Annotated in this window: 14 protein-coding genes; 7 read left to right on the top strand and 7 right to left on the bottom strand. The window is 75.3% G+C overall.

Annotated elements, in window-relative coordinates; genetic code table 11:
- Positions 1 to 47: 47 nt before the first annotated feature.
- From ACGF13_RS21025 to ACGF13_RS20995, 7 genes are all read right to left on the bottom strand, one after another.
- The gene (locus ACGF13_RS21025) at positions 48 to 746 is read right to left on the bottom strand and encodes a phosphotransferase family protein (RefSeq protein ID WP_392877208.1); all 699 of its coding nucleotides are present in this window, start codon (positions 744 to 746) and stop codon (positions 48 to 50) included.
- Positions 743 to 1273, bottom strand: a complete 531-nt coding sequence (locus ACGF13_RS21020) for a GNAT family N-acetyltransferase (protein WP_392877206.1) — start codon at positions 1271 to 1273, stop codon at positions 743 to 745. The genes ACGF13_RS21025 and ACGF13_RS21020 overlap by 4 nt, the downstream gene beginning before the upstream one ends.
- Before the next feature lie 108 nt (positions 1274 to 1381).
- Positions 1382 to 2857 (bottom strand): condensation domain-containing protein, encoded by a 1476-nt coding sequence (locus tag ACGF13_RS21015; RefSeq protein WP_392877204.1) that lies wholly within the window; start codon positions 2855 to 2857, stop codon positions 1382 to 1384.
- Between the two features lie 26 nt (positions 2858 to 2883).
- A complete protein-coding gene (locus ACGF13_RS21010) occupies positions 2884 to 16089 on the bottom strand; it encodes a MupA/Atu3671 family FMN-dependent luciferase-like monooxygenase (protein ID WP_392877202.1) in 13206 nt (4401 codons plus the stop codon).
- Positions 16090 to 16252: 163 nt separating this feature from the next.
- On the bottom strand, positions 16253 to 17536 hold the full coding sequence (locus tag ACGF13_RS21005) for an MFS transporter (RefSeq protein ID WP_392877200.1): 1284 nt from the start codon (positions 17534 to 17536) through the stop codon (positions 16253 to 16255).
- 189 nt (positions 17537 to 17725) lie between these two features.
- Positions 17726 to 17893, bottom strand: a complete 168-nt coding sequence (locus tag ACGF13_RS21000) for a hypothetical protein (protein ID WP_392877198.1) — start codon at positions 17891 to 17893, stop codon at positions 17726 to 17728.
- A 140-nt stretch (positions 17894 to 18033) separates the two neighbouring features.
- Positions 18034 to 18492 (bottom strand): PaaI family thioesterase, encoded by a 459-nt coding sequence (locus ACGF13_RS20995; RefSeq protein ID WP_392877196.1) that lies wholly within the window; start codon positions 18490 to 18492, stop codon positions 18034 to 18036.
- Positions 18493 to 18879: 387 nt separating this feature from the next.
- Here ACGF13_RS20995 and ACGF13_RS20990 point away from each other — a divergent pair, with 387 nt between their 5' ends.
- From ACGF13_RS20990 to ACGF13_RS20960, 7 genes are all read left to right on the top strand, one after another.
- Complete coding sequence (locus tag ACGF13_RS20990; protein ID WP_392877194.1) at positions 18880 to 19599, top strand: Phenylacetic acid catabolic protein; 720 nt, start codon at positions 18880 to 18882, stop codon at positions 19597 to 19599.
- Positions 19600 to 19649: 50 nt separating this feature from the next.
- Entirely contained in the window at positions 19650 to 20756 is a 1107-nt protein-coding gene (locus ACGF13_RS20985) for a radical SAM protein (RefSeq protein WP_392877192.1), read from the top strand.
- Between the two features lie 69 nt (positions 20757 to 20825).
- The gene (locus ACGF13_RS20980) at positions 20826 to 21080 is read left to right on the top strand and encodes an acyl carrier protein (protein WP_392877190.1); all 255 of its coding nucleotides are present in this window, start codon (positions 20826 to 20828) and stop codon (positions 21078 to 21080) included.
- On the top strand, positions 21077 to 22381 hold the full coding sequence (locus ACGF13_RS20975; protein WP_392877188.1) for a beta-ketoacyl-[acyl-carrier-protein] synthase family protein: 1305 nt from the start codon (positions 21077 to 21079) through the stop codon (positions 22379 to 22381). The genes ACGF13_RS20980 and ACGF13_RS20975 overlap by 4 nt, the downstream gene beginning before the upstream one ends.
- Entirely contained in the window at positions 22381 to 23193 is an 813-nt protein-coding gene (gene fabI, locus ACGF13_RS20970; RefSeq protein ID WP_392877186.1) for an enoyl-ACP reductase FabI, read from the top strand. Before ACGF13_RS20975 ends, fabI begins: the two co-directional genes overlap by 1 nt.
- Positions 23190 to 24155: a beta-ketoacyl-ACP synthase 3 gene (locus ACGF13_RS20965; RefSeq protein ID WP_392877184.1), complete on the top strand. Its 966-nt coding sequence runs from the start codon at positions 23190 to 23192 to the stop codon at positions 24153 to 24155. Before fabI ends, ACGF13_RS20965 begins: the two co-directional genes overlap by 4 nt.
- A complete protein-coding gene (locus ACGF13_RS20960; protein ID WP_392877182.1) occupies positions 24152 to 25114 on the top strand; it encodes an alpha/beta fold hydrolase in 963 nt (320 codons plus the stop codon). The genes ACGF13_RS20965 and ACGF13_RS20960 overlap by 4 nt, the downstream gene beginning before the upstream one ends.
- Positions 25115 to 25146 lie beyond the last annotated feature (32 nt).

Here is a 25146-nt window from a genome sequence, read left to right as displayed (position 1 = left end):
TCGCCGGATGCCGGGCCCGGTCGGATCGGGTCGACGTTCCCCCGGCGTCAGGGGAGCTCCGGCCAGCCCGCCGTCAGACGTCCGCGCTCCTGCCACTGACGGACCCCCGGCCCGTCCGGGTCGCGTCGGCGGCAGAACTCCTCCAGCCGGGCGCACTGGGCGAGCATCGCGGCCCGGCGCCGCGGCCACGGCGGCGCCGGCTGTCCGTACGCGTCGAAGAGGTGGCGCAGGGCGCCCGCCTGGGCCGGGTGGTGCGTGCGGACGATCCACTCGCACCAGGCCAGGTCCTCCACCGGTTCGCCCGGGTGGGCGAACTCCCAGTCCAGCAGGCCGGTGACGGTGAAGTCGGCCGGGTCCAGCAGCAGGTTGTGGGGACCGAAGTCCCCGTGCACCAGTGCGGATCCCTCGGGCGCCGGGCCCTCTGCGGCCGCCCCGGGGTCGACGGACCGGAGCCGGCGCAGCACCCGCCCGCAGGCGGCCAGGACCTCCGGGCCGTGTCCGGCGTCCAGCAGTTCCTGCGCGGGCACCCCGGGCAGGTGGCCGAGGGTGATCGCGCCCGGCGCGGTGTCGAGCACCGGAGGGACCGGCAGCAGCCCGCGAAGCCAGGTCAGCAGCCGGTGCTCGCGCCGACCGCGCTCCTCGGCGTCCGGCCCCTCGTAGCGCTTCACGACGACCGTGCCGTCACCGGCGGTGCGGTTGGTGTACCCGTGCGGGAGAGGCCGCAGCCCGGACGGGCCTTCGCTCACCCCTGCCACTCCTCGGCCAGCAGTCCGAGCACGACCTGGTCCACGAACTCCCCGTACGCCCAGGCGGCCTGGCGCAGCCGCCCCTCCTCGGTGAAGCCGGCGTGGGCGGCGGCCCGGAGCATCGGGGTGTTGTCGGCCAGGGTCTCCAGCTGCAGGCGGCGCAGGCCGAGCACCGGGAAGGCGTAGTGGCAGAGCACCCGCAGGACGTCCGGTGCGAAGCCGCGGCCCCGGTGGCCCGGCAGCAGGGCGAGGCCGACGTGGGCGCCGCGGTTGTGGGCGTCGATGCCCCACAGCAGCGCCTCGCCGGCGAGTTCGCCGGTGGCCGTCTCGACCACGGAGAAGCAGGCGGCCTCGTCGGACGGCTCGGGGACGACGTACGGGGAGTGCGGCGAGCCCGGCGGGAGGGGCCGCCAGGGCCGGGAGTCGGCCCGTGCGCGGGTCGCGACGTCGTCGTACAGCTCGGCCAGGAGCACCGGCAGGTCGGCGTCGTGGCGGGCGCGAAGGGTGATGTGGGTGCCTTGTAACATGTCACATGTTTTAGCATGGGTGGCCCCGCCGCGGCCATCGGGTTTCCGCGCTGGAACGCGACGGGCCCCGGTGGACGGCACGCCGTCCACCGGGGCCCGTCGGCCGGGTCACCCGAGCGGGACCTCCAACTGCTGCGCCAGGTCGGCCACCAGGGCGTCCAGCCAGCCCCGGATGGTGCCCGGGTCGAACAGGTCGGCGTCGTACTCGACCTGGCCGGCGTAGCCGTCGGCGTCCGGAGTGAGGCCGAACGAGCAGTCGGCGCGGGCGGAGGGGCCGGCGATGTCCTCGATCTCGGTGGTCAGGCCGGGGAGGTCGAGGGTGATGGGCGGGGTGCTCTGGACCGCGAGCAGGATCTGCGGGAACACCGGGGGCAGCACGATGCCGCGCTCCCGCAGGGGCTCGACCAGCAGGCCGAAGGCCGTCACCGAATGGTCCAGGGCGGAGGCGATCGCCTCGGCGGCGCGGTCCACCTGCTCCCCGAACCCGCCGGCGCCCCCGGTCGGCACCAGGATCGGCACGCTGTTGGTCAGCAGCCCGACCACCTTCTCGTCGGCCGGCCGGGTGCGGTTGGCGTTGGAGAGCAGGACCAGCGGCGCCGAGGTGCCGCTGAGCGAGCCGACCAGCCGGCCGAGCGCGGCCAGCAGGACGGCGGAGGCGGTGGCGGAGCGCGCCGCCGCGTAGCGTCCGACCGCCTCGGCCACGGCCGCCGGGATCCGGAACTCGGCGGTCTCGCCGTGCCCGGAGCGCTTCTCGGGGCGCGGCCGGTCGGTGGGCAGGTCCACCGAGAGCGGCGCGCCGCCCAGGACCTCGGCCCAGTGGTCGGTGGCCGCCGCGACGGCGGCCCGGGTGACCACCGTCCGCTGCCAGCAGGCGTAGTCGGTCATTCGGCCGGGGGCGTCCGGCAGCGGGCCGCCCGTACGGTAGAGCGCGCCCAGGTCGGCCAGCACGGTGGCCAGCGACCAGCCGTCGATCGCCATGTGGTGGAGGGACAGCAGCAGCACCCACTCCTGCTCCGCCGGACGCAGCAGCCGGGCGCGCAGCAGCGGCGGCGCGGTCAGGTCGTACGGGCGGGCGATCTCGGCGTCCAGGGCCTCGGCGAGCGCCGCGTCCCGTTCGGCGGGGGCGAGCCCGCGCAGGTCCTCGACGGGGAGGTCCAGCGGGGTGTTCGGCAGCACCTGCTGGAGCACCCCGAGTTCGGTGTCCGGGAAGCGCGTGCGCAGGCTCTCGTGCCGCTCGGTGACCGCCGTCAGCGCGGCGGCCAGCCGCTCGGGCTCCAGCGGGCCGTGCACGGTGATCCGCTGGGTGATGTTCCACACCGCCGGATCGGCGGACCCGGCGTGGGCCTTGTGCATCCGCCACTGCCCCACCGCGGTCGGTGCGGCCGCCAGGGCCGTCCCGTCGCCGGTCAGGACGGCGAGCAGCCGCTCGCGGTGGGCCCGGACGAGGCCGGTGAGCTCCTCGTCCATCGCCCCGGCGGGGGCCAGGTAGCCGATCCGGTCGCCGGTGGTGCGCAGCACCACCTCGCGTTCGTCGAGCAGGCGCAGCAGCCGCGCCCAGTCGTCCTCCACAGCAGTCTCTGCCACGGCCTCTGCCGCTGCCTCTGCCGCGCTCACAGCGTGCCCTCCTCGTAGGCCGGGGCCTGGTGCTGCTCGGCGGCCGGCTGGTGGGCGGCCATCGCGCGGACGGTCGGGCGGCGGAAGAAGTCCAGCACGCCGATCCGCAGTCCGGTCGCCTCGCGGACGCGGTTCAGCAGCCGGGTGGCGGCCAGTGAGTGCCCGCCCAGGTCGAAGAAGGAGGTCTCCACCCCGGCGGGGCGGCCGAGTTCCTCCTCCCAGAGCCGTTGCACGGTGCGCTCCAGGTCGGTGACCGGCGCGGCCTCCGGCTCGTCAGCGCCGAGCGGGCGCGGCTCCGGCAGGGCGGCGGTGTCCAGCTTGCCGTTGGTGTTGAACGGCAGGGAGTCGACGGTGGCCCAGAGCCCGGGCACCATGTAGTCGGGCAGCAGGTCGGCCAACTGGTCGGCGACCCGGGGAAGTTCGGCGTCCGGGCAGCCGACGTAGCCGGCCAGGACGGTGCCCGCCGCGGTGCGACGCGCCGTCACGGCGGCGGCGTGCACGCCGGGCAGGCCGAGCAGCACGGTCTCGATCTCACCCGGCTCGACCCGATAGCCGCGCACCTTGACCTGGCGGTCGGCCCGGCCGAGGAACTCCAGCCGGCCGTCCGGCCGCCACCGGCCGAGGTCGCCGGTGCGGTAGCCGCGGCCGTCGGGGGTGTCGGTGAAGACGGCGGCGCTCTCCTCGTCGCGGCCGACGTAGCCGATGCCGACCTGGACGCCGAGGGCGTGGATCTCGCCGACCGCACCGGGCGGCACCCGGCGTCCGGCGGCGTCCCGCAGCACGATCCGGCTGCCCGGGGTGGGGCGGCCGATCGGCGCGTACTCCCCGCCGTCCCGGTCGATCTCACCGGCCGTCAGCGCGTGGGTCTCGGTCGGGCCGTAGTGGTTGATCAGCCGGCAGTCGGGGTTGCGGCGCAGGAAGGCCCGCAGCGCGGGGGTGAGCAGCACCTGCTCGCCGCCCGAGATCAGCTCCCGCAGGTGCGGCACCGGCTCCTCGCCGAGCGCGTCGGTCAGGGCGGCCAGCGGCGTGTACGGCAGGTGGATCCGCTCGGCCCGGGTGGCCCGGACGACGGCGGCCAGCGCCGTCACGTCGTAGCGGGTCTCCTCCTCGATCAGCAGCAGGGTGCCGCCGCCGGCCAGCGTGGTCAGGATCTCCTGGACGCTGACGTCGAACCCGCAGGAGGCGTACTGGAGGGTGCGGGCCGCCGGGTGGTCGGCGACGTTCCAGGCCACGAAGTGGGCCAGGGCGAGGGAGTGCATCAGCACGCCCTTGGGGCGGCCGGTGGACCCGGAGGTGTACAGCAGGTACGCGGGCGCCTGCGCCGAGGGGGCGGGCAGCGGGGGCAGCTCGACGGCGGCCTCGGCCGGGGCGGCGCCCGTGAGCACCGTCCGCACGGTCAGGCCGAGCTCCGCCGCGGCGGCGTCCGAGGTGGTGAGCAGCACGGCGGGCGCGCTGTCCTCGACGATCAGCCGGCAGCGCTCGGGGCCCTGCAGCACGTCGACGGGGACGTGGACGGCGCCCAGGCGCAGGATGGCCAGCAGCCCGGCCACCAGGTCCACCGAGCGGGGGAGCAGGACGCCCACCCGGCTGCCCTCGCGGACGCCGGCCGCCAGCAGCCGGCCGGCCAGGTCGTCCGCCCGGGCCAGCAGCGTCCGGTAGTCCGTCCCGGTGCCGTCGGGGGCGACCACGGCGGTCTGCTCGGGCCGGCCGGCCGCGGTCGCGGCGACGGTGGCCAGCGGGTGCTCGGGGTCCTGGGCGGCCGCGGGGCCGCACTCCAGGGCGGCGTCGGCCTCGGCCGCGGGCACGGCGGTGAGTTCGACGAGCGGGCGCTCGGGGTCGGCGACGGCGGCGGTCAGCAGCCGCTCGAAGGCGCCGAGCAGCCGGTCGACGGTGGCCCGGTCGAAGAGGGTCTCGGCGTACTCGACGTGGCAGCGGATGCCGTCGGGCAGGCTGGTCAGGAAGAGCGTCAGGTCGAAGGCGGCGCGGTCCGCCACGTGGTCGAGCGGGCGGGCCGTGACCCCGGGCAGGTCCAGCTCGAAGACCATGTGGTTCTCGAACTCGACCATGACCTGGAACAGCGGGTTGCGGCTGGTGTCGCGCTCCGGGTTCAGGTCCTGCACCAGCACCTCGAAGGGCAGCTGCTGGTGCTCGTAGGCGTCCAGCGCGGTGGAGCGGACCCGGCCGAGCGCCTCGGCGAAGGCCGGCTCGCCGGACAGGTCCAGGCGCAGCGCCAGGGTGTTGACGAAGAACCCGACCAGGTCCTCGGTGCCGTCGGTCCGGTTGGCCACCGGGGTGCCCAGCACGATCTCGTCCTGGCCGGCGTAGCGCTGCAGCACGGCGGCGAAGCCGGTCAGCAGCACCATGAACAGGGTGGATCGCCTGGATCGGGCCAACTCCCGCAGGCTGTCGGAGAGTTCGGCGGGCAGGTGGTGGACGAAGGAGCGGCCGCGGCCGTCCGGCACCGCGGGGCGCGGCCGGTCGGTGGGCAGGGCCAGTACCGGCAGGTCGCCGCCGCCGAACACCTTGCGCCAGTAGGCGAGGCTCTCGTCGTACTCGCCGGCGGCCACCCGGGCCCGCTCCCGGGCGGCCTCGGCGGCCGGGCCGGTGGCGAGCACCGGCAGGCGGGCGGCCCGGTCCTCCCGGGCGGCCAGGTAGAGCTCGCCCAGCTCGCGGGTGATCACCACGGTGGACAGGGTGTCGATCACGATGTGGTGCATCGACAGCACCAGGACGTGCCGGTCGGCGTCCCGCTCCAGCAGCAGGGCCCGGAACAGCGGGCCCTCGGCCAGGTCGAAGCGGTGCGCGCCCTCGGCGGTGACCAGGTCGGCGACGGCGTCCGGTGAGGCCGCGTCGGCCGTGACCCGCTGCAGCACCGGGCCGGTGGGCGGCGCCAGCACCTCCTGGAACGGTTCGCCGTCCTGCTCCCGGAAGACGGTGCGCAGCGCGACGTGGCGCTCGACCAGCCCGCGCAGCGCGGTGTCCAGCGCCTGCGGGTCGAGCGGGCCGTCCAGCTCGATCGCCTTGACCTCGTTGTACTGTCCGCCGTCGGGCAGCATCCGGTGCAGGAACCACATCCGCTGCTGGGCGTAGGACAGCGGTGCGCCGCGCTGGGTGTCCCGGCGCAGGACGTCGAGCTGCGGCAGTCCGGCCGCGACCAGCTCGGGGGAGAGCCCGAAGTCCACGAAGGCGGCGATCTCGTCCGCGCCGGCCGCCCGCAGCTCGGAGAGCACCCCCTGGACGCTCTCCGGGGTGCCGATCAGCGCGCGGGAGGCGCAGTACCGCTCGTACGCGCGCTCCAGCACGAACTCCAGGTCGTCCTCGCGGGCGTTCTTGAAGTCCAGCGTCAGGCCCAGGCTGTTGGCCATCTGCCCGAACAGCGACAGCGAGGAACGCAGGTAGTTGCAGAACGGCCGGTAGGCCTGCTCGCGCGCGGTGGCCAGGTCGGTGCCCAGGTAGGTGTGGACCAGCACGACCACCCGGCCGGCCTCCGGGTCGAGGCCGTGCTCGGCCCGGGTGCGCCGGTAGATCGCGATGTTCTCGGCCAGCTGGGCGACGTCCTGGGTCATCAGGTTGGTGATGACGCCGAGGTCGTGCCGGGCCGCCTCGCGGAAGCTGTCCGGGTTGCCGACGATCGCGGTGAACATCGGCGGCAGGTCCTGCAGCGGGCGCGGGTGGAGGGTCACCTCGATCGGCTCGCCGTTGCCGTTGCGGCCCCGGTACGGCTCACCGCGCCACAGCGCCCGGACGGTGTCGATCTGCCGGTGCATCAGCTCCTTGTGGCTGCCGTAGTTCTCCGGGAAGAACAGGAAGTCGTTGGGGTGCCAGCCGCTGGCGCAGCCCAGGCCGACCCGGCCGCCGGACAGGTTGTCGACCACCGACCACTCCTCGGCGACCCGCACCGGGTGGTGCAGCGGCAGCACGGCGCAGCCCGCGTTCAGCCGGATCCGGCTGGTCTCCCGGGCCAGGGCGGCGGCCAGCACCGAGGGGTTGGGGAAGATGCCGCCGAAGGAGTGGAAGTGGCGCTCCGGCAGCCAGACGGAGTGGAAGTCGTTGCGGTCGGCGAAGCGGGCGCTCTCCAGGACGATGCGGTACTTCTCGTCCTCGGGGGAGTCCAGCGGGTAGTCGCCGAAGAAGTAGAGGCTGAAGTCCACCGGCCGCTGCGGGTCGCTGACCGGCTGGTACGGGATCGGCTCGGCCTGGGTGCGCACGGTCCCGGTGGGGGCGGGGAGTTCGGCGGCCGGCCGCGGGGCGGGCAGGCGGACGCCGGGCGAGGCCGGGAAGAAGCCGCCGCGCCGCAGGTCGCGCAGCGACTCGCGGACCGCGTCGATCACGAACTCCACGTCGCCGTCGGTGTGGGCGGTGGAGAGGAAGAAGTTGCGCCACTCCCACACGTAGACCCCGCGGGTCAGCAGCTGCGGGAAGAGCAGCTCCATGTCGGCCCGGGGCTCGAAGCGGAAGAGCGAGCCGAAGTGGGCCAGCCGCAGCGGGAACTCCTCCTCCTCGAAGAAGCCGTTCAGCGTGGCGGCCAGTTCGTCGGTGCGGGCGTTCAGCCGCTCCTGGAGGCCGGGGCCGGCCGCCTTGAGGTGGCGCAGCACCGCGCCCGCGGCGGTCATCGCCAGCGGGTGCTGGATGTAGGTGCCGCCGAAGAAGGTGGTGTCCTTGGGCGGGTAGCTGTCGTCGCCGTAGTCCCAGTGCCCGCCGTCGATCCCGTCCAGGATGTCGGCCCGCCCGGCGATCGCGCCGATCGGGTAGCCGCCGCCCAGCACCTTGCCGTAGGTGGAGACGTCCGGGGTGACGCCCCAGAAGCCCTCGGCGCCGCGCAGGTGGGGCCGGAAACCGGTGAGCATCTGGTCGAAGACCAGCACGATGCCGAGCCGGGTGGTCAGTTCACGCAGCGAGCGGACGAAGTCGACGGGCTGGCGTCCGGGGTGGCGGCTCTGCACCGGCTCGACCAGGACGGCGGCGATCCGGTCGCCGTGCTCCTCGATGACCTTGAGGCTCTCCGGGTCGCCGTACCGCAGCACCAGCAGGTCGGCGACCGCGCTGCCCGGGATGCCGATGGACACCGGGACGGTCTCCCGGTCGGCGCCGTGGCCCAGCGTCCGGCCCAGGGTGTGGTCGAAGTGGCCGTGGTACGAACCCTCGAACATGACGATCTTGTCCCGGCCGGTGTGCGCGCGGGCCAGCCGGATCGCCCCGGCGTTCGCCTCCGTACCGGAGTTGGCGAAGGCGACCCGCTCGGTGCCGGTCAGCTCGGCCAGCAGCTCGGCGGCCTCGCCGGTCTCCGGACCGCGCGGGCCCAGCCGCAGACCGGAGGCCAGGTGCTCACGGACGGCCTCGGAGACGAACTCCGGGTCGTGGCCGAAGAGCAGGACGCCGAAGCCCATGGTGATGTCGACGTACGGATTGCCGTCGACGTCCTCCAGCCGGGAGCCCCGGGCGCTGCGGGCGGCGAGCGGGTAGAGCATCTCCTTGGTGCCGGAGCGGAAGCCGACCACGGCGCGGCTGTCCGCCAGGGTGCGGCGGTGGCGGCGGGTGATCGCCTTGGAGGCGGTGGTGCGGGCGGTGAAGCGGGCGACCAGCTCGTCCACGTGGGCGCGCTGCTGGTCGGTCAGGCCGCCGGAGGCCATGCCGGACTCGCGGGAGACCGTCACCCGGGGGCCGTGCACCTGCGGGGCGGCGGGCGCCTCGGCGGCGGGGGCTTCGGTGACGGGGGCGGGGGCGACCGCGGGTGCGGCGGCCGGGGGCAGGGCGGCGGGCGTGGGTGCCGGGGGGAGGACTGCCGGTGCGGCGGTGCCGCCGGCCAGCAGGCCGAGCTGGTCGCGCATCAGGTCGGAGAACTGGCCGAGCAGCGCGAGCTGGCGCTCGATCAGGCCGGTGCCGTCGGTCACCGGGGGCAGCGCGGCGGCGGCCGGCGCGGCGACGGCGGGTGCGGCGGCGGGTGCGGCGGGCGCGGCGGCGGGTGCGGCGGGCGCGGCGAGGACGGGCTGGGGCGCCGGGGCCTGGACGGGCGCCGGGACGGTTTGGACAACCGGGGCGGCCGGGGTGGCCTGGACAACCGGAGCCGTCGGCACGGCAGCCGGAGTCGCGACAGGCGTGACAGGCGCGGGCGCGGCCTCGGGGGCCGCCACGGGCTCCGGTTCGGCGGCCGGCAGCAGCGTGGCCAGCACCGCCGGCTCCAGCCGGGAGGCGATCAGCCCGGCCAGCCGGGCCGGGGTGTCGGCCGCCTCGAACAGCTCGCGCATCGACACCCGCACCCGGAACGCGCGTTCCAGGTCCCGGATCATGTTGATCATCGAGAGCGAGTCGGCGCCGAGGTCGAAGAAGGGCTCGTCCGCGCCGACCGAGGCCTCGTCGTAGCCGAGCTGGCGGGCCGTCTGCTCGACGACCTGCCGCAGCACGGCCTGCTCGGCGAGCTCCTCGGGGCTCGGCGTCGCTGCCGAGGCCGGTGCGGCGGCCGGTTCTTCGGCCGGCGCGGTCTGCTGGGGTGGGTCCTGGCGCATGGCGGGGTCCTCGGTGGTCGGCCGGGCAGGGGCGGTGAACCAGTGGCGGCGGCGTTGGTAGACGGTGGTGGGCAGCGGGACGCGGCGGGCCGGTCCGTCCGGCCAGTCCCGGGCGGCGGCGAAGCGGGCCCAGTCGAGCGGGACACCGTGCGACCAGAGCGCGGCCGCGGCGACGTCGAACTGCTGCTCCGGCGAGGCGCCGCGCCGGCCGCCGGCGACGAAGTGGCGCTGCGGAAGCTCCCGGCGGCCCATGCCGGTCAGCGTCGGGTGCGGGCCGATCTCCAGGTACAGCTCGTGGCCCTGCCCGTCCAGGGCGGCGAGCACCTGGTCGAACCGGGCGGTCTCCCGGGTCTGCCGCAGGAAGTACCCGGGCGTCGGGACGGTTCCGGGCTCCAGCACCTCGCCGCCGAGGTTGCTGACCAGCGGTACGGCCAGCGGCCGCAGGCGCAGCCGGGCCAGCTGGTCGCGGAACGGGTCGAGCACCGGGTCGAGCAGGCGGGAGTGGAACGCCCGGTCGGTGGCGAGCCGCTCGGTGGTCACCCCGTCGGCGGCCAGCACGGCCTCGGCGGCGGCGATCTCGCGCGGCGGGCCGGCCAGCACGCACTGGCCGCTGCCGTTGACCACGGCCAGGTCCACGCCCGGCAGCCAGTCGTCGAGCCCGGACAGCCGGTCCAGGCCCGCCGAGACCACCGTCATGGCGCCCGGCTCGCTCAGCCGGTGCATCAGCCGGCCGCGCAGCGCGGTCAGGAACATCCCGTCGGCCAGGTCGAGCGCGCCGGCCGCGTGGAAGGCCGCGTACTCCCCGGCGCTGTGCCCGGCGACCGCCGCCGGACGGACCCCGAGCTCCTGCCAGAGCCGCAGGTAGGCCGCCTGGAGGGCGAACAGCGCGGGCTGCGCCGCCTCGGTGGTCCAGCTGTCCTCGGCATCCTGAGGTGCGGGGTCGAGCAGCAGCGGCAGCAGCGGCTCGTCCCAGCTCGCGCGGTGCAGCCGGTCGCACTCGTCCAGGACGGCGCGGAAGACCGGGAAGGCGTGGTACAGCTCGGCGGCCATGCCCCGGTACTGGGCACCCTGGCCGGTGAAGAGCAGCACCGGCCGGATCTCGCCGCGGCCGGTCTCGCGGTGGGCCGCGCCGGCGGTGGGCCGGCCCGCCAGGAAGGCGTCCAGGGCCTTGCGCAGGGCCGCCGGGTCGGGCCCGGTGACGGCCAGCCGGTGGCGCAGCGCGCGGCGGCCGGCGCCGAGGGTGAGCGGCAGGTCGCCGGGGGCGAGGGCGGGTTCGGCGTCCAGCCGCTCGCGGAGCAGCCCGGCCAGCTCGGCCAGGCCCTGGGCGGTGCGGGCCGACAGCGGCAGCACGGTCGGGACCGACCGCGGTGCGGGCACCGTCGCGGCGGCCGGGGCCTGCTCCAGCACCAGGTGGGCGTTGGTGCCGCCGACGCCCAGCGCGCTGACCCCGGCCCGGCGCGGGGTGGGGCCGTCCGGCCAGTCCCGGCGCTCGGCGGCGAGCCGGAACGGGCTGCCGGCCAGTTCCAGCGCGGGGTTGGGGCTGGTGAAGTTCACCAGCGGCGGGATGGTGCCGTGCCGCAGCACCAGCAGGGCCTTGATCAGGCCCGCCAGGCCGGCGCAGGTGTCCAGGTGGCCGATGTTGGGCTTGACCGAGCCGAGCGAGCAGAAGTCGGCGGCCTCCGTCCGGGCGCGGAACGCCTGGGCCAGCGCCCGGAACTCGATCGGGTCGCCGAGCGGGGTGCCGGTGCCGTGGGCCTCGATGTAGCCGATGCTGTCGGCCGGTACGCCCGCGAGGTCCAGTGCCCGGCCGACCACCGCGGCCTGCCCGTCCACGCTGGGCGCGGTGTAGCCGACCTTCCGGCCGCCGTCGTTGTTGACGGCCGAGCCGAGGATCACCCCGTGGATGGTGTCGCCGTCGGCCAGCGCCCGGTCGAGGCGCTTGAGCAGGACGGCGGCGACGCCGTTGCCGCCGACCGTGCCGCCCGCCTCGGCGTCGAAGGCCCGGCAGGCGCCGTCGGGGGAGAGGATCGACCCCTCCTCGTAGCGGTAGCCGGCGGCCTGCGGGATGTGCAGGGCGGCGGCCCCGGCCAGCGCCAGCTCGCAGTCGCCCGCCAGCAGCGACTGCACCGCCAGGTGGACCGCGACCAGTGAGGTGGAGCAGGCCGTCTGCACGCCGATCGCCGGACCGGTCAGGCCCAGCCGGTAGGCGACCCGGGTGGCGGCGAAGTCCGCCTGGTTGCCGATCGCGGTCTGCAGGGCGGCGACCGGCTCGGCCGGGTCGGCGGTGGTGGCCAGGGCGTGCTGGTAGTAGGTGCGCAGCGCGTACAGGGTCATCCCGGTGCCGGCGAAGACCCCGACCCGGCGCTCCGGGTCCGGCGCGTCGTAGCCGCCGTCCTCCAGGGCCTGCCGGCAGATCTCCAGCAGCAGGCGCTGCTGGGGGTCCATCAACGCGGCCTCGGCGCCGCTGATGCCGAAGGCCTCGGCGTCGAACCGGTCGATGTCGGTGAGCGCGCCGGTGACCGGGACGAAGTCGGGGTGGCGGTACTCCTCCGGGCGCAGTCCGGCGGCCGCCAGTTCCTCCTCGGTGAAGCGGGTGGTGCTCCGGATGCCCTCGACGATGTTCCGCCAGTACTGCTCGGGGGTGTCGGCGCCCGGCAGGCGCAGGGCCAGGCCGACGATCGCCACCCGGCGGTCGTCGCCGGGGCCGGCGGCGGGGTCGGTGCCGGGGGAGGGGAGCGGGGCGGTGGGCGCGGCCGGCTCGGCGGCCAGGTGGGCGATCAGTGCGTCCACGGTGGGGTGGCGGAACAGCTCGGTGGGCGCCGGGGGCGTGGGCAGCGCGGCGCTGAGCGTGCCGTGCACCCGCATCAACTGCAGGGAGCCGATGCCGAGTTCGGCGAGCGGGCGGCCCGGGTCCAGCGGGGTGTCGAGGACCGACTCGAAGGCGTCCAGGACCAGTCGGCGCAGCCCCGACGGCGCGGCCCGCTCGGGGACGGGCCGTACGGCGGCCGGGGTTCCCGGGGCTGCGGCGGACGGCGCGGGTGCGGTGGGCGGCGCGGGTGCGGTGGGCGTGGCCGGCACGCCGGCGGTGACCGGGCGGGGCGCGGTGGCGAGCAGCCGGCGCCGGGCGGCGGGGGAGCTCGGGTCCGGGCCGGCGTACCGGTGGCCCGGGGCGCCGGCCAGCAGCAGCGCGGCGAGCCGGCGGCCGTGCGCGGCGCTGAGCACGGCGATGCCCCGTCCGGCGGCGGCCTGCTCGTTCTCCGTGTCGCGGTTCATGCCGATCCCGCTCCACAGGCCCCAGGAGATCGTCCAGGCCGGGGTGCCGGTCTCCCGGCGCAGCCGCTCGACGGCGCTCTCCAGGTAGCGGTTGGCCGCGGCGTACCCGGTGGAGCCGACCGCCTCCTGGAGGCCGATCATCGAGGAGAAGGCGACGAACTGCGCCCCGGGCCGCTGCCGGACCAGCTCGACGAGGTGGTCGGTGCCCTCGGTCTTGGTCCGCAGGGCCTCCCGCCAGCCCTCGGTGCCGGTGTCGGCGAGCAGCGCGAGGCGGTAGCCGCCGGCCAGGTGGAGCACACCGTCCAGCGGCGCCTGCCACGCGCGCTCGGCCTCGGCGATCACCTCCGCCAGCTGCCGACGATCCGTCACATCGGCCTGACGGTAGGTCACCTGACCGCCCTGGGCGGCCAGTCGGCGCAGCGCGGCCCGGCGTTCGGCCGCCTCGGCGGTCGGGGCGTCCAGGTCGCTCCGGCCGACGATCAGCAGCCGGGAGCCGTACTCGCGCAGCAGCCCGGGCAGCAGCTCGGCGGCGATCCCGCCGAGGCCGCCGGTGACCAGGTAGTGGGCGCCGGGGGTGAGCAGCGAGCAGCCCGCCTCGCCGGGGGCGGCGGCCTCGACCGGTCCCAGCCGGGGGACCCACGGGCGGCCCGCGCGCCAGGCGGCCTCGGGCTCCTGCCGGGGGTCGGCCAGCAGGGCGAGCAGCGCGGCGGCCTGGTCCGTGGCCGGCGCGTCGCCGGGCAGGTCGAGGTGCCGGGCGGCGGGCACCAGCTGCTCGGCCCGTGCCCCGGCGGTCAGCGCGGCCGTCAACGCGGCCCGCGGGCTGGGGAGTTCGTCGGGGAGGACGGCGTGCAGTCCGGCGCTGACGGAGACCAGCTCGCGGACCGGAGCCCGGCCCGGGAGCGCCCGCAGCAGGGCGAGCAGTGCCTCGTCCGGGCGGGCCGGGCCGTCGTCGCCGGTCGCGCTCCACAGGTAGACCAGCCGGTCGGCCGTCCCGTCGCCGAGGGCCCGCAGCCACTCCTCGGGGTCGGCGGTCGGCGGGTGGTCCACCACCCGGGCGTTCGGCAGGGCGGCAGCCAGGGCCTCGGTGAGGGTGCCGGGACCGGACGGGCCGAGCAGCAGGATCGTTTCCTCGGCCGTTGCTTCCTCGGCCACCGGTTCGACCGAGGCCTCCGCCGCCGGGCGGGCCTCCCAGCCGAGTTGCCGTACACAGTCCGGCAGTGTCCGGGAGTTGGCCTCGGCCAGGTCCAACGCCACGATGTGGTCGTCGAGTTCGCCGTCCAGCAGGCGGCCGCGCAGCGCGGTGCGCTGGATCTTGCCGCTGGTGGTGCGCGGGAACTCGCCCGCCGGGACGGGGAGCACCAGGGCGGGCGCCGGTTGCCGGCGGGCCGCCAGCACCTGCCGCACCTCGGCGGCGACGGGCGGCGCGGCGGCGTCCGGGTCGCTCGGGACGTAGGCGATCACCAGCTGCTCGGTGCCGGTGCGCTCGTCCGGCACCCCGAAGGCCGCGACGTGCCCGGAGCGTACCCCCGCCACGGAGGCCACCACGTCCTCCAGCTCGTGGCAGAAGTAGTGCACGCCGTTGACGATGATGATCTCCTTGCGACGGCCGGTGAGCACCACCTCGCCGTCGACCAGGAAGGCCAGGTCCCCGGTGTCGAACCAGCCGTCGCCGACGAAGGCCTCCCGGTTGGCGGACGGGTTGTTCAGATAGCCCGGCGTCACCCGGCCGGAGTGCACCTGGAGCCGTCCGACCCGCAGCTCTGGCAACGCCCGTCCGGCGTCGTCGGCCACCCGGATCCGGGCGCCGGTCGCGGGCCGTCCCATGCTGAGGAAGGCGGTGCCGCGCTCCGTCGAGTCCGGGTCGGCGAGCTCCAGCCGGCCGGTCAGCGAGTCGGTGCGCACCAGTCGGCGGGCGCCGTCCTCGTGGTAGCGCTTGTAGGTGATCGCCGTACAGGTCTCGGCCATGCCCCAGGCCAGCAGCAGGTGCTCCGGGCGGATGCCGAACGGGGCGGTGGCGGCCAGGAACTCGTTCAGCACCGCCTCGGTGCACTGCTCCCCGGCGTTGATCAGCGACTTGACCGCGGACAGGTCCCAGTGGCGGTCAGGACCGGCGGCCCGGACGGCCTCGGCGACCAGCCGGTAGCCGAAGTTGGGCGACCAGGAGTGCGCGGCCCGGTAGCGCTCCAGCGCGTCCAGCCAGACCAGCGGGTCGGCGAGCACGAGTTCGGTGGGGATCTGCACCTGGTCGGTGGCCAGCACGACGTCGCGCAGGTGGAACATCAGCAACCCGGCGACGTGGTCCAGGGGCAGCCAGTTGACCGTGGTGTCGGCCGGGTCGGTGCCGGTGGCGACGGACCCCGCCACGTACTCCAGGATGCCGCGGTGGGTGACCTGCACGGCCTTGGAGCGCCCGGTGCTGCCGGAGGAGAGCTGGAGGAACGCGATGTCGCCGGGGTCGGGGGCGTGGGTGGGGGCGGTCTGCGGGTCGCCGTCGGCGGGCTGGTCGGCGGGCCGGTCGACGGCGATCACCCGCAGTCCCGGCGCCGGGTACAGCTCCCCGAACCGTTCCAGGCCGGCCACCGCCGGTCCGCAGGCGAGGACCGGCGGCTCCTCCAGGGTCTGCCAGGCGTGCCAGAGCTTCTCCAGGACGGGGTTGCGCTCGTGGTAGTCCGGCGGGCGGGCGACCGTCACCGGCTGCACCCCGCCGAGCAGGCAGGCCCACAGGGCGGGGAAGTAGAACTCCGGTTCCGGGACCTGGAGGATCGCCCGGTCCCCGGTGCGCAGCCCGGCGGCGGTCAGCGCGGCGAGGATCTCGCGGGCCCGGGCCAGGAGTTGACGGTAGGTGAGCCTGGTCGCCTCGCCACCCGCCCGGACCAGGTGCAGCCCGCGGTCGGGGTGCAGCTCGGCGGCGCGCAGCAGCGCCTCGGGCAGGGTCCGGGGCGCGTCCGGCGCGGGGACGGGCAGTGGGGTGCCGACGGCCTCCGTGCCGGGGTCCTCGACTGCGGCCGCCGGCTCCGTCGGCTCCGCCGGGGCGGCGCCCGCGACGGGCGAGGCCGTCGCCTCGCCGAACGGGCGCCAGCGATCGGTGAGTTCGCGCAGGTGGCGCAGCGCCGGGCCGGGTGCGGCGGGTTCCCGGCGGAGCGCCGCGGCCAGCGCGGCGGCGTCGGGTTCGCCCTCGGCGGTGCGGACGATGCCGTCCAGGACGTGCACGTCGGCGCTCGGGTCGGCGTCCAGCAGCGCCGCGGCGGCCCGGCGGCGCAGGGCCTCGGGATCGCCGTCGACGGCGGGTACCAGGTAGGCGAGCAGGCCAGGGCGGCCGCTCTCGTGCTCGACGGGCAGCAACGCGCAGTCGGCGATCTCGGGGTGCAGCAGCAGTCTGGCTTCGAGGATGCGCAGCCGGCCGTGGTCGGGACCGGTGGGGCTCATGAGGTTCGGCACCTTTCGGATCGGTGCCGGGGCGCGGGTGTGGGCCGCCCCGGGGCAGGGAGGGGAGCGGAGACGGGTGGCGCGGACGGCGCGGGGGCGCCGGGGTGCGGAGCAGCGGCGGTGCGGGGGTGAAGTGGTGCGGAAGCGTGCTGGGGAGGTGCGCTCAGCGGCGGCGGGTGCGGGAGACCAGCACCAGGAAGCCGAGCGCCAGCACGATCGGGACGGCGTGGGAGACGCCGACCACGGTCAGCGGGCTGAGCAGCGCCAGCAGCGAGCCGCTCAGCAGCATCCCGGTGCCCATGCCGACGTTCTCGGCGGAGGCGAGGATGCCGAAGGCCTCCCCGCGCCGCTCGTCGGCGAGCGCCTGGATCCGGGTGGTGTAGGAGATCTCGGTGAAGCCGTCGCCGAGGCCGGCGCCGATCGCGACCACCAGGAACAGCGGGGTCGGCAGGTCGGTGAAGACGAGGATGAAGCAGGCGGACATCAGGCAGGTGCCCAGCGCGAAGCCGCGCTCGCCGGGCTCGATGCCGCGCCGCAGCATGAACCGGGAGACCAGCTGCTGGGCGGCGAGGTTGCCGATCGCCCAGGTGGCCCAGAAGGTGCCGAGCAGTGCGGCCGGGTTGCCGGGGGAGGACTGGTTGGCGAACACCGGCAGGCTGATGTTGTGGGCGGCCGAGCCGAAGGCGTCCAGCAGCCGGATGCCCGCCATGGCGCCCACCACCGGGGTGGCCCGCAGGACGATCAGTGCCTGCCAGCGGCGCCGGCGCTCCTTGGCCGTCGGCGCGGGTCGCTCCGCCTCCGCCGCGGGCTGCTCCGTTGCGGCCGCGGGCGCGTCCGCCGGTGCGGCGCGGGTGGGCAGCGGCAGCCGCAGCACCAGCGCGCCGAACAGGACGAAGCTGGCCGCGTCGATGAGCAGCGCGGCGCGGAACCCGGCCCAGGCCACCACCACGCCGGCGGAGGCGAAGCCGAGCACCATCGCGGTCGAACGGCAGCTCGCCATCAGGCTGTTGGCGCGGGCGCGGCGGTCGGCGCCGACCATCTCGGGGATGCTGGTGCGCAGCGAGACGGCGCAGACCGCGGCCGCGCCGCCGAGGATCAGGGCGAGCGGGTAGAGCACCGGAATGCGCGCCGAGGCCGGGGCGAGGGCGACCACGACCAGGGCCAGCGCCTGGGCCGCGGCGCAGCCCGTCATCAGCCGGCGCCGGTCCAGCCGGGCGACCAGCCGCCCGGCGACCAGTCCGCCGCCGAGGCCGCCGACCAGCCGTAGGACCAGGTACCCGGCGGTGCCGAGCGCGTTCCCGGCGGCCTCGTAGGCGAACAGGCTCAGCGCGACCAGGTCGAGCTGGCTCCCGTACGTGGAGAGGGCGTCGCCTGCGGCCAGCCGGTAGAAGACCCGGGGCAACTTGCTCGCGGGCTGGTGTGGTGCTTCGACTGCGGTGTCCGGCACGGTAGTCCCCCCGGGCACGCCATATATGGCGGTTCAGTGTGACATTGCACCGCAACTTAGAGGTGAACGGGCGTTAGATCAATACTTTGATCATTCCATGTCCAAAAGATCGTGGACTCGGCCGACTTACTGTCATCTTTCGCGCCATCCTGGCCGGTTGTTGGCGTACGGACGGGAAGGGGGTGCGGGTCAGCGGCGTCCGAAGAGCCTGCCCAGCCAGCCCTTGCCCGCGCGGCCCTGCTCGGCGCAGTCGCAGCGGGCGGACCTGGGCACCCCGGCGAGGACCTGCTCCACGTGCATCCCGCACCCGGCGAAGGTCGGCTTCCCGCAGCTGCGGCAGGCGACTCGTCGGCACATGTCGTTCTCCGTTCTCCCGGCCCCCAGGGGCGGGGCCACCACTCCAATATACCCCACCCCGTATTCGCGATGTCGGATTCGTCCCGCCGTCGGGGTCGGGGCGACGGCAGTGCGGACGGGGCCGAAAAGGGGGAGTGCCGTCAGGCCGTCTCGGGCCGGGCCGGCGGGATCGCGTAGGTCAGCGTGGCGCTGGCCACCAGGACGTCGTCGGCGTCCAGCAGCTCGGCCAGCACCACGCACAGCCGCCGCCCGAACTTGGCCGTCCTGGCGCGCACGCGCAGCGCCCCGGGCCTCGGCCGGTTGAGGAAGCTGATCTGCAGCGAGCTGGTCAGTGCCATCAGGGTGGGCCCGAGCCGGGCGTTGATCAGCAGGAACGCGGCCAGGTCGCAGAGCCCGGCCTGCTCCGGGCCCGAGACGGTGCCGCCCGGGCGGACGCGCAGCCGGTCGCCGTCCACCGCCATGGTCAGGGTGTGGCCGTCCACCTCGGTCACCCGGCAGGCGGCGTAGTCGGGGAACTGGTCGGCGATCAGGGCATTGAGCCGGCCGGGGCCCAGAAGGACGTCGACGGTGGCGACCGCCGTGTTCGCGTCGGTGGTCATGGAGGTCAGCGTAACCGTCGGTCCGGGGGTGCGCCCGGGGCGCTCCAGGCCTGCTTCCGGCCAGCTTCGTTCGCCGTGGTCATCCGCCAAGATCCGTTAAGGGAAGGGTAATTGCGCATGTCATGCCGGTGTCGTCATGGCCGGAACCAGCCGCTCCGGAGGCCCCGGATGGCCGGATCCGCTCGGCATGATTCGTGAGGGACCTTGTTCGGCCCAAAATGCAGCACCTACGCTCCGAGCAAGTTCAGCGGAGCCGGTGTGGAGCTCCGCCGGCCGCTGGGGGGCGGCGTCTCTTTCCTTGCGGTCGTCATCGAGGGCCTCGGCGGAAGCGGGCCCCCGGCTGCCCACCTGCGTCCGTGTCCTGCTTCAGAAACGGGGTGTCGCGCCATGGGGATTTCCATTCCGGACGACGAGGCGGTGGTGGTCCGTACGCCCGACGAGTTCCTGGCGATGCCGGAGGAGTACCGCGAGATCGCGATCCGCGGCATGGTGGTCAACACCGAAGGGGAGCTCTCCGGCGGCGACGACTACGTGCAGGTCTTCCTGCCGCTGGCCCCCGACGCGGAGGAGCGGCAGGTCTGCGCCGAGCGCGCCGCCGAGGAGTACGACCACTACAAGATCGGCAAGCGGGTCCTCGCCGAGGTCGGCGTGGACACCAGCTACATGGAGACGCAGACCCTGGCCGAGCGGAACCTGTTCCGCGCCCAGGAGTTCCACAACTGCACCACCTGGGCCGAACGCGGGATCTTCTCCTACATCGGGGAGGAGACGGCGATGGTGATGATCTCCGAGTTCGCGCAGAGCAGCTACCGGCCCTGGGCGGACGCGGTGCGCACCATCATCCTCGACGAGAAGGTGCACATCGCCCACGGCGCCCGGGTGTGCCGCAACCTCGCCGCCACCGACGACGGCCGCGAACAGCTCCAGCAGGCCCTGGACCGGCTGTGGCCGACCTTCGTCCGGATCTTCGGCAGCCCGCGCTCCGAACGGGCCAAGTTGGCCGTCCGCTTCGGCCTGCGCCAGACCACCAACGGCGAGGCCTGCGACCTGTGGCGGGAGAAGGTCACCCCGCGGATCAAGAACCTGGGTCTGCGCCTCCCGGAGTAGCAGGAACCGCCCCCACGCCGATCCCGCGACTCCCGAGGAGCCCACTGCCCATGGCAACACCCGTCACCATCGAACAGCGCCCGCTGAGCCGACGCGAGGCCAAGGCGCGCACCGCCGAACTCATCGCCGACCGGCCCGACCTGGCCGAGCGCCTGCACCGGCTGCGCCGACTGGGCCGCGAGGTCCGCTCCTGCGAGGTCCACCTCACCAACACCTGCAACATCCGCTGCAAGGGCTGCTGGTACTTCGAGGGCGGCTTCGACACGGCCGTCAGGGAACTGTCCGACCTGGACCGCATCCGGGCCTTCGCCCGGAAGCTCGCGGACGACGGCGTCAACCAGGCCACCCTGATCGGCGGCGAACCCACCCTCGTCCCGCGCCGGATCGAGGCCTTCGTCGAACAGCTGCCGTACGTCACCATCTCCACCAACGGCCTGCGCCCGATGCCCAGACAGGGCTTCGAGAAGATCGCCATCGCGGTCAGCATCTTCGGCGGCGGCCCGCTCGACGACGACCTGCGCGCGATCCGGGTCAACGGCTCGAAGTTCACCGGCCTCTTCGACACCGCGCTCTCGCACTACCGCGACGACCAGCGGGTGCTGTTCATCTACGCGCTCTCCGAGGCCGGGGTCGAGCACATCGAGCCCACCGTGCGGAAGATCGCCGAGAACGGCAACATCGTCACCTTCAACTTCTACAGCGAGCACGGCACCGAGACCCCGCTGAGGATCGCCGACGAGCGGCGGGTGCTGGACGAGGCCCTGCGGGTCAAGGAGCTGTACCCGCAGGCGGTGGTGAGCCACCCGTACTTCATCCGGACCCTGGTGACCGGCCGGACGCACTGGGGTGGCAGGTTCGGCTACGACGTGTGCCCCAGCCTCAGCGTCGACGCCCCCGAGCACGAGGACCGCGTCGCCAACGGCAACCCGGTCATCCCCGGCTTCAACGTCTGGGGCGCCGACTACGAGTCGCTCCAGTTCTGCTGCACCTCCGGCGACTGCGGCGGCTGCCGGGACAGCCAGGCCGTCTACAGCTGGCTGGTGGTCAGCGCCAACCGCTTCCTGGACGACGCGGCCCGGCTGGAGCAGTGGCTGGACATCGCCGAGAGCTACTGGCGGCAGTGGCACTGGGCCCCGTACCACGCCACCAAGGCCTGAGCCCCCACAGCCACCCGCCCCGTACGTCCCCCGCACCGCCACCGCCGCCCCGCGCGGACGAGGAGAGCCATGCCCGACACACTGGACCGCACCGCCATCGAGACCTTCGTCGTCGACGCCCTGGTCGACCTCGGCGTCGACCGCGAGGGCATCGTCGACGACGCCGCCCTGGACGAGCTGGAGATCGACTCGCTCGACCTGGTCGAACTCAGCCAGTCCATCCGCAAGCAGCTGGACATCCCGGTGAAGCCCAAGGACTTCGACCGGCTGTACACCGTCGGCGAGGTGCTCGCCCTGTGCTGCCGGAAGGCCGGGCTGGAGTGAGGCCCCGGGCCGTCGTCACGGGCCTGGGCGCGGTGACCCCGCTGGGCGTGGGCGCCGAGGAACTCCACCGGCGGGCGGTGGCCGGGGAGAGCGGACTCGCCGACGGGCTCGGGCTCTGCCGGGACTTCCGGCCCGCCGACCACCTGTCGCGCCAGGAGATCCGCCGCACCGACCGCTTCACCCAGCTCGCGCTCGTCGCCGCCGCCGAGGCCCTGGCCCAGGCGGGCTGGACGGACGGCCCGCCGCCCTACCCCGCCGAGCGGATCGCCTGCGTGGTGGGCTGCGCGCTCGGCGGAACGGCCAGCTTCGAGCGCCAGGCCGAGGTGCACCGGCAGCAGGGCGGGGAGTTCGTCTCCCCGCTCATGGTGCCCGCCATGATGGCCAACGCCGCGGCCTCGCAGATCGCCCGGCAGCACGGCTTCCGCGGCGAGGCGCTCTGCCTGGCCTCCGCCTGCAGCAGTGCGACTCAGGCGATCGGCACCGCCCTGCTGCTGCTCGCCGCGGGCGCCGCCGACGCGGTGGTGGTCGGCGGCGCCGAGGCCTCCACCTCCGAACTGGTGCGGGCCGCCTTCCGGACCGCCGGCGCGCTGTCCGAGAGCGGCCGGTCGGTGCCCTTCGACCGCGACCGGGACGGCCTGCTGATCGGCGAGGGCGCCGGAATCCTGGTCCTGGAGACCGCGGCCGGCGCCGCCGCGCGGGGCGCCACCGTGCTCGGCGAGGTGCTCGGCTACGGCGCCACCTGCGACGCCCACCACCTCACCGCCCCGGACCCGACCGGCGAACCCGCGGCCCGGGCCGTCACCCTGGCCCTCGACGCGGCCGGCGTCACCCCCGGGCAGCTCGGCTACCTCAACGCGCACGGCACCGGGACCGTCCTCAACGACCGCGCGGAGTGCGAGGCGCTGCGGCTGGCCCTCGGACCGGTGGTGGAGGAGGTCCCGCTGTCCTCCACCAAAGCCGGCACCGGCCACCTCTTCGGCGCGGCCGGCGCGGTGGAGGCCATCGCCACCCTGCAGGCGCTGCGCCACGCCACCGCCCCGCCCACCGCCGGGCTGCGCGAGCCGGACGAGCGGCTCGGCCCGCTGAACCTGATCCGCCGCGCCACCCCGCTCGCCGCCCCCACCCTGCCCGGCGGCCGCCGGGTCGGGCTCTCCACCTCCTTCGGGTTCGGCGGGCACAACGCGGCCCTGGTGCTGGCGGCAGCCGAGGCACCGGCCCCGGCCGGGAGGGCCGGTGCGACCAGTGCAACCGGTGCAACCGGTGCAACGGGTACGACCGGTACGACGAAAGGCCAGGAGTGATGCTCGGCTTCCCCGGACGCCGCTATCTGATCACCGGCGTCCTCAACCAGGACTCCATCGCCTGGCACACCGCCAGGGCGCTCCAGGAAGCCGGCGCCGAGGTCCTGCTCACCGGCTTCGGCCGGGCCCGGCGGATCACCGAGAAGGCCGCGGGCGTCCTGCCCCGCCCCACCGAGGTGCTGGAGCTGGACGTCACCCGGCCCGAGGACTTCGCCCGGCTGGCCGAGGAACTGGAACGGCGCTGGGGCGGGGTCGACGGCGTGCTGCACGCGGTCGCCGCCGCCCAGCAGACGGCGCTGAGCGGCAACTTCCTCACCACCCCGCCGGAGGCAGCCGGCCTCGCGCTGCGCACCGCGGCCGTCTCCCTGCACTCGCTGGCCACCGCCCTGGCCCCGCTGCTCGGCGCGGACGGGCGGCGCGGCAGCGTCGTCGGGCTGGACTTCGACGCCAGCGGCGCCTGGGCCGGCTACGACTGGATGGGCGTGGGCAAGGCGGCCCTCGGCGCGGTCTGCCGCTACCTGGCGATGTACCTCGGCCCGTCCGGCATCCGGGTCAACCTGGTGGCCGCAGGCCCGGTGGAGACCGTCGCAGGGCAGGCGATCAGCACCTTCGACCGGATCGCCGACCGCTGGCAGGCCGAGGCCCCGCTCGGCTGGGACCGCACCGACCCGGCCGTGGTGGTCGGCCCCGTGCTGTTCCTGCTCTCCGACCTCGCCGCCACCGTCAGCGGGGAGATCCTGCACGCCGACGGCGGGATGCACGCCGTCCGGATGGGCACCGGCCCGGCCTTCGCCGAAGGAGGCGCGGCATGACGCCCGCCATCGTCGGCGTGGGCGCCGCCCTGCCCGAACGGGTCGTGCCCAACGCGTACTTCGAGCGGATCGGCGCCTCCCCGGAGTGGATCGTCAAACGGACCGGCATCGAGGAGCGCCGCTTCCTCGCGCCGGACGGCCGGCTCGCCGACCTCGCGGTGGCCGCCGCCGAGCGGGCACTGCGGCACGCCGGGCGCAGCGCCGCCGGCATCCGGCACGTGGTGGTCGCCACCATCACCCCGGACCGAGTCACCCCCGGCGTGTCGGTGGAGGTCGCCGCCCGGCTCGGCATGCCACGGGCCACCGCCTTCGACCTGCACGCGGCCTGCGCCGGGTTCGTCTACGGCCTGGACCACGCCGCCGCGCTGATCGAGACCGGCCGGGCCGAGGCGGTGCTGGTCTGCGGCGCCGACGCGCTGACCCGGATCACCGACCACGAGGACCGCGGCACCGCGGTGCTGCTGGCCGACGGCGCCGGCGCCGCCGTGGTCGCCGACGTGCCCGGCGCGCCCGACCCGTGCTTCTCGCTCGGCAGCGACGGCGAGCAGATCCCGCTGCTCTACGCCGACCGGGACGACCGCAAGCTGCGGATGGACGGCCGGGAGGTGTTCGACCACGCGGTGGAGAAGATGTCCGCCGCCACCCGGGAGGTGCTCGGCCGGCGCGGCCTGACCTGCGAGGACCTCGACCTGTTCGTCGCCCACCAGGCCAACGCCCGGATCGTGCGGGCGGTCGGCAAGGAGGTGGGGCTGCCCCCGGAGCGGCTGTACCTGAACGTCCACCGGGTCGCCAACACCTCGGCGGCCTCGATCCCGCTGGGCCTGACCCACGCCCGCGAGGAGGGCCTGCTGGACGGCCCCCGGCTGCTCGGCCTCGCCGCGTTCGGGGCGGGCATCACCTGGGGCGCCGGGGTGATCGGCTGGCGGCCGGGCGCCGGCGCCGAGCGGGAGGTGCGGACGTGAGGACGCCGCGGTTCCCGGTGATCGCCGAGATCACCGCGCCCGACGGGGCCAGGATCACCGTCCGGGCGCTGGCCCGGCCGGAGCCGGCCGCCCCGGTGGTGACCGTCCTGCCGGCGATGGGGACGGCCGCCCGGCACTACGCCCCGCTGGTCCGCGCGCTGCACGCGGCCGGCCTGAGCGTGGCCACCTGCGACCTGCGCGGCCACGGCGAGAGCCGCCCGGTGCCGCGGCGCGGGGTCGCCTTCGGCTTCCGCGAGCTGGTCGAGCACGACTTCGGGGCGGTGCTCGACGCGGTGGCCGCCGCGTTCCCCGGCGCGCCGCGCCTGCTGCTCGGGCACAGCCTGGGCGGGCAGCTGGGCCTGGTGCACTGCGGTGTCTTCCGGCCCCGGCTGGCCGGCGTGGTGCTGGTGGCCGGCGGATCGGCCTGGTACCGGACCTTCGGCGTACGGGCGGGCCTGCGCCGGCTGGCGCTGAGCCAGTTCTCGATCGTCGCCTCGGCGGCGGTCGGCCACTGGCCGGGCGAGCGCTTCGGCTTCGGCGGCCGCGAGTCGGCCCGGCTGATGCGGGACTGGGCGCGGCAGATGCGCACCGGCCGCTACCGGGCGCGCGGCGCCGTCACCGACTACGAACGGGCGCTGGCCCGGGTCGACCTGCCGGTGCTGGCGGTGGACGTCGAGGGTGACGAGCTCGCCCCGCCGCGGGCCGTCGACCACCTGTGCGCCAAGCTCGGCTCGGCCCGGGTGGAGCGCTGGAGCTACACCTCCGAGCGGGCGGACGGGCGCCCGCTGGACCACTTCCGCTGGATCCGGCACAACCGCGGGCTGGTGGAGCGGATCGCCCCGTGGATGCTCGCCGCCGCCGGTGCCGGAGAGGCTGCGGGTGAGATGGCCGGCGCCGACGACGCCGCGGGCGCCGACGGCACCGCCGCGTCGCCCGGCGGCGTCCGCCCGACCGTATGAGGATCAGACCGAGCCCTGCCGCCCCGAGGAGC

Origin of the sequence: Kitasatospora sp. NPDC048286 (genome assembly GCF_043201735.1) — a bacterium.
Taxonomy (GTDB): Bacteria; Actinomycetota; Actinomycetes; order Streptomycetales; family Streptomycetaceae; genus Kitasatospora.
Note: the sequence above shows the minus strand (reverse complement) of the source record. Positions and strands in the feature narration are given on the sequence as shown.

Bases quoted from the DNA above. Each gene is read 5' to 3' on its own strand.
- ACGF13_RS21020 (WP_392877206.1), bottom strand. From the start codon at position 1,273: ATGTTACAAGGCACCCACATCACCCTTCGCGCCCGCCACGACGCCGAC.
- ACGF13_RS21010 (WP_392877202.1), bottom strand. From the start codon at position 16,089: ATGAGCCCCACCGGTCCCGACCACGGCCGGCTGCGCATCCTCGAAGCC.
- ACGF13_RS21000 (WP_392877198.1), bottom strand. From the start codon at position 17,893: ATGTGCCGACGAGTCGCCTGCCGCAGCTGCGGGAAGCCGACCTTCGCC.
- ACGF13_RS20995 (WP_392877196.1), bottom strand. From the start codon at position 18,492: ATGACCACCGACGCGAACACGGCGGTCGCCACCGTCGACGTCCTTCTG.
- ACGF13_RS20990 (WP_392877194.1), top strand. From the start codon at position 18,880: ATGGGGATTTCCATTCCGGACGACGAGGCGGTGGTGGTCCGTACGCCC.
- ACGF13_RS20985 (WP_392877192.1), top strand. From the start codon at position 19,650: ATGGCAACACCCGTCACCATCGAACAGCGCCCGCTGAGCCGACGCGAG.
- ACGF13_RS20980 (WP_392877190.1), top strand. From the start codon at position 20,826: ATGCCCGACACACTGGACCGCACCGCCATCGAGACCTTCGTCGTCGAC.
- fabI (WP_392877186.1), top strand. From the start codon at position 22,381: ATGCTCGGCTTCCCCGGACGCCGCTATCTGATCACCGGCGTCCTCAAC.
- ACGF13_RS20965 (WP_392877184.1), top strand. From the start codon at position 23,190: ATGACGCCCGCCATCGTCGGCGTGGGCGCCGCCCTGCCCGAACGGGTC.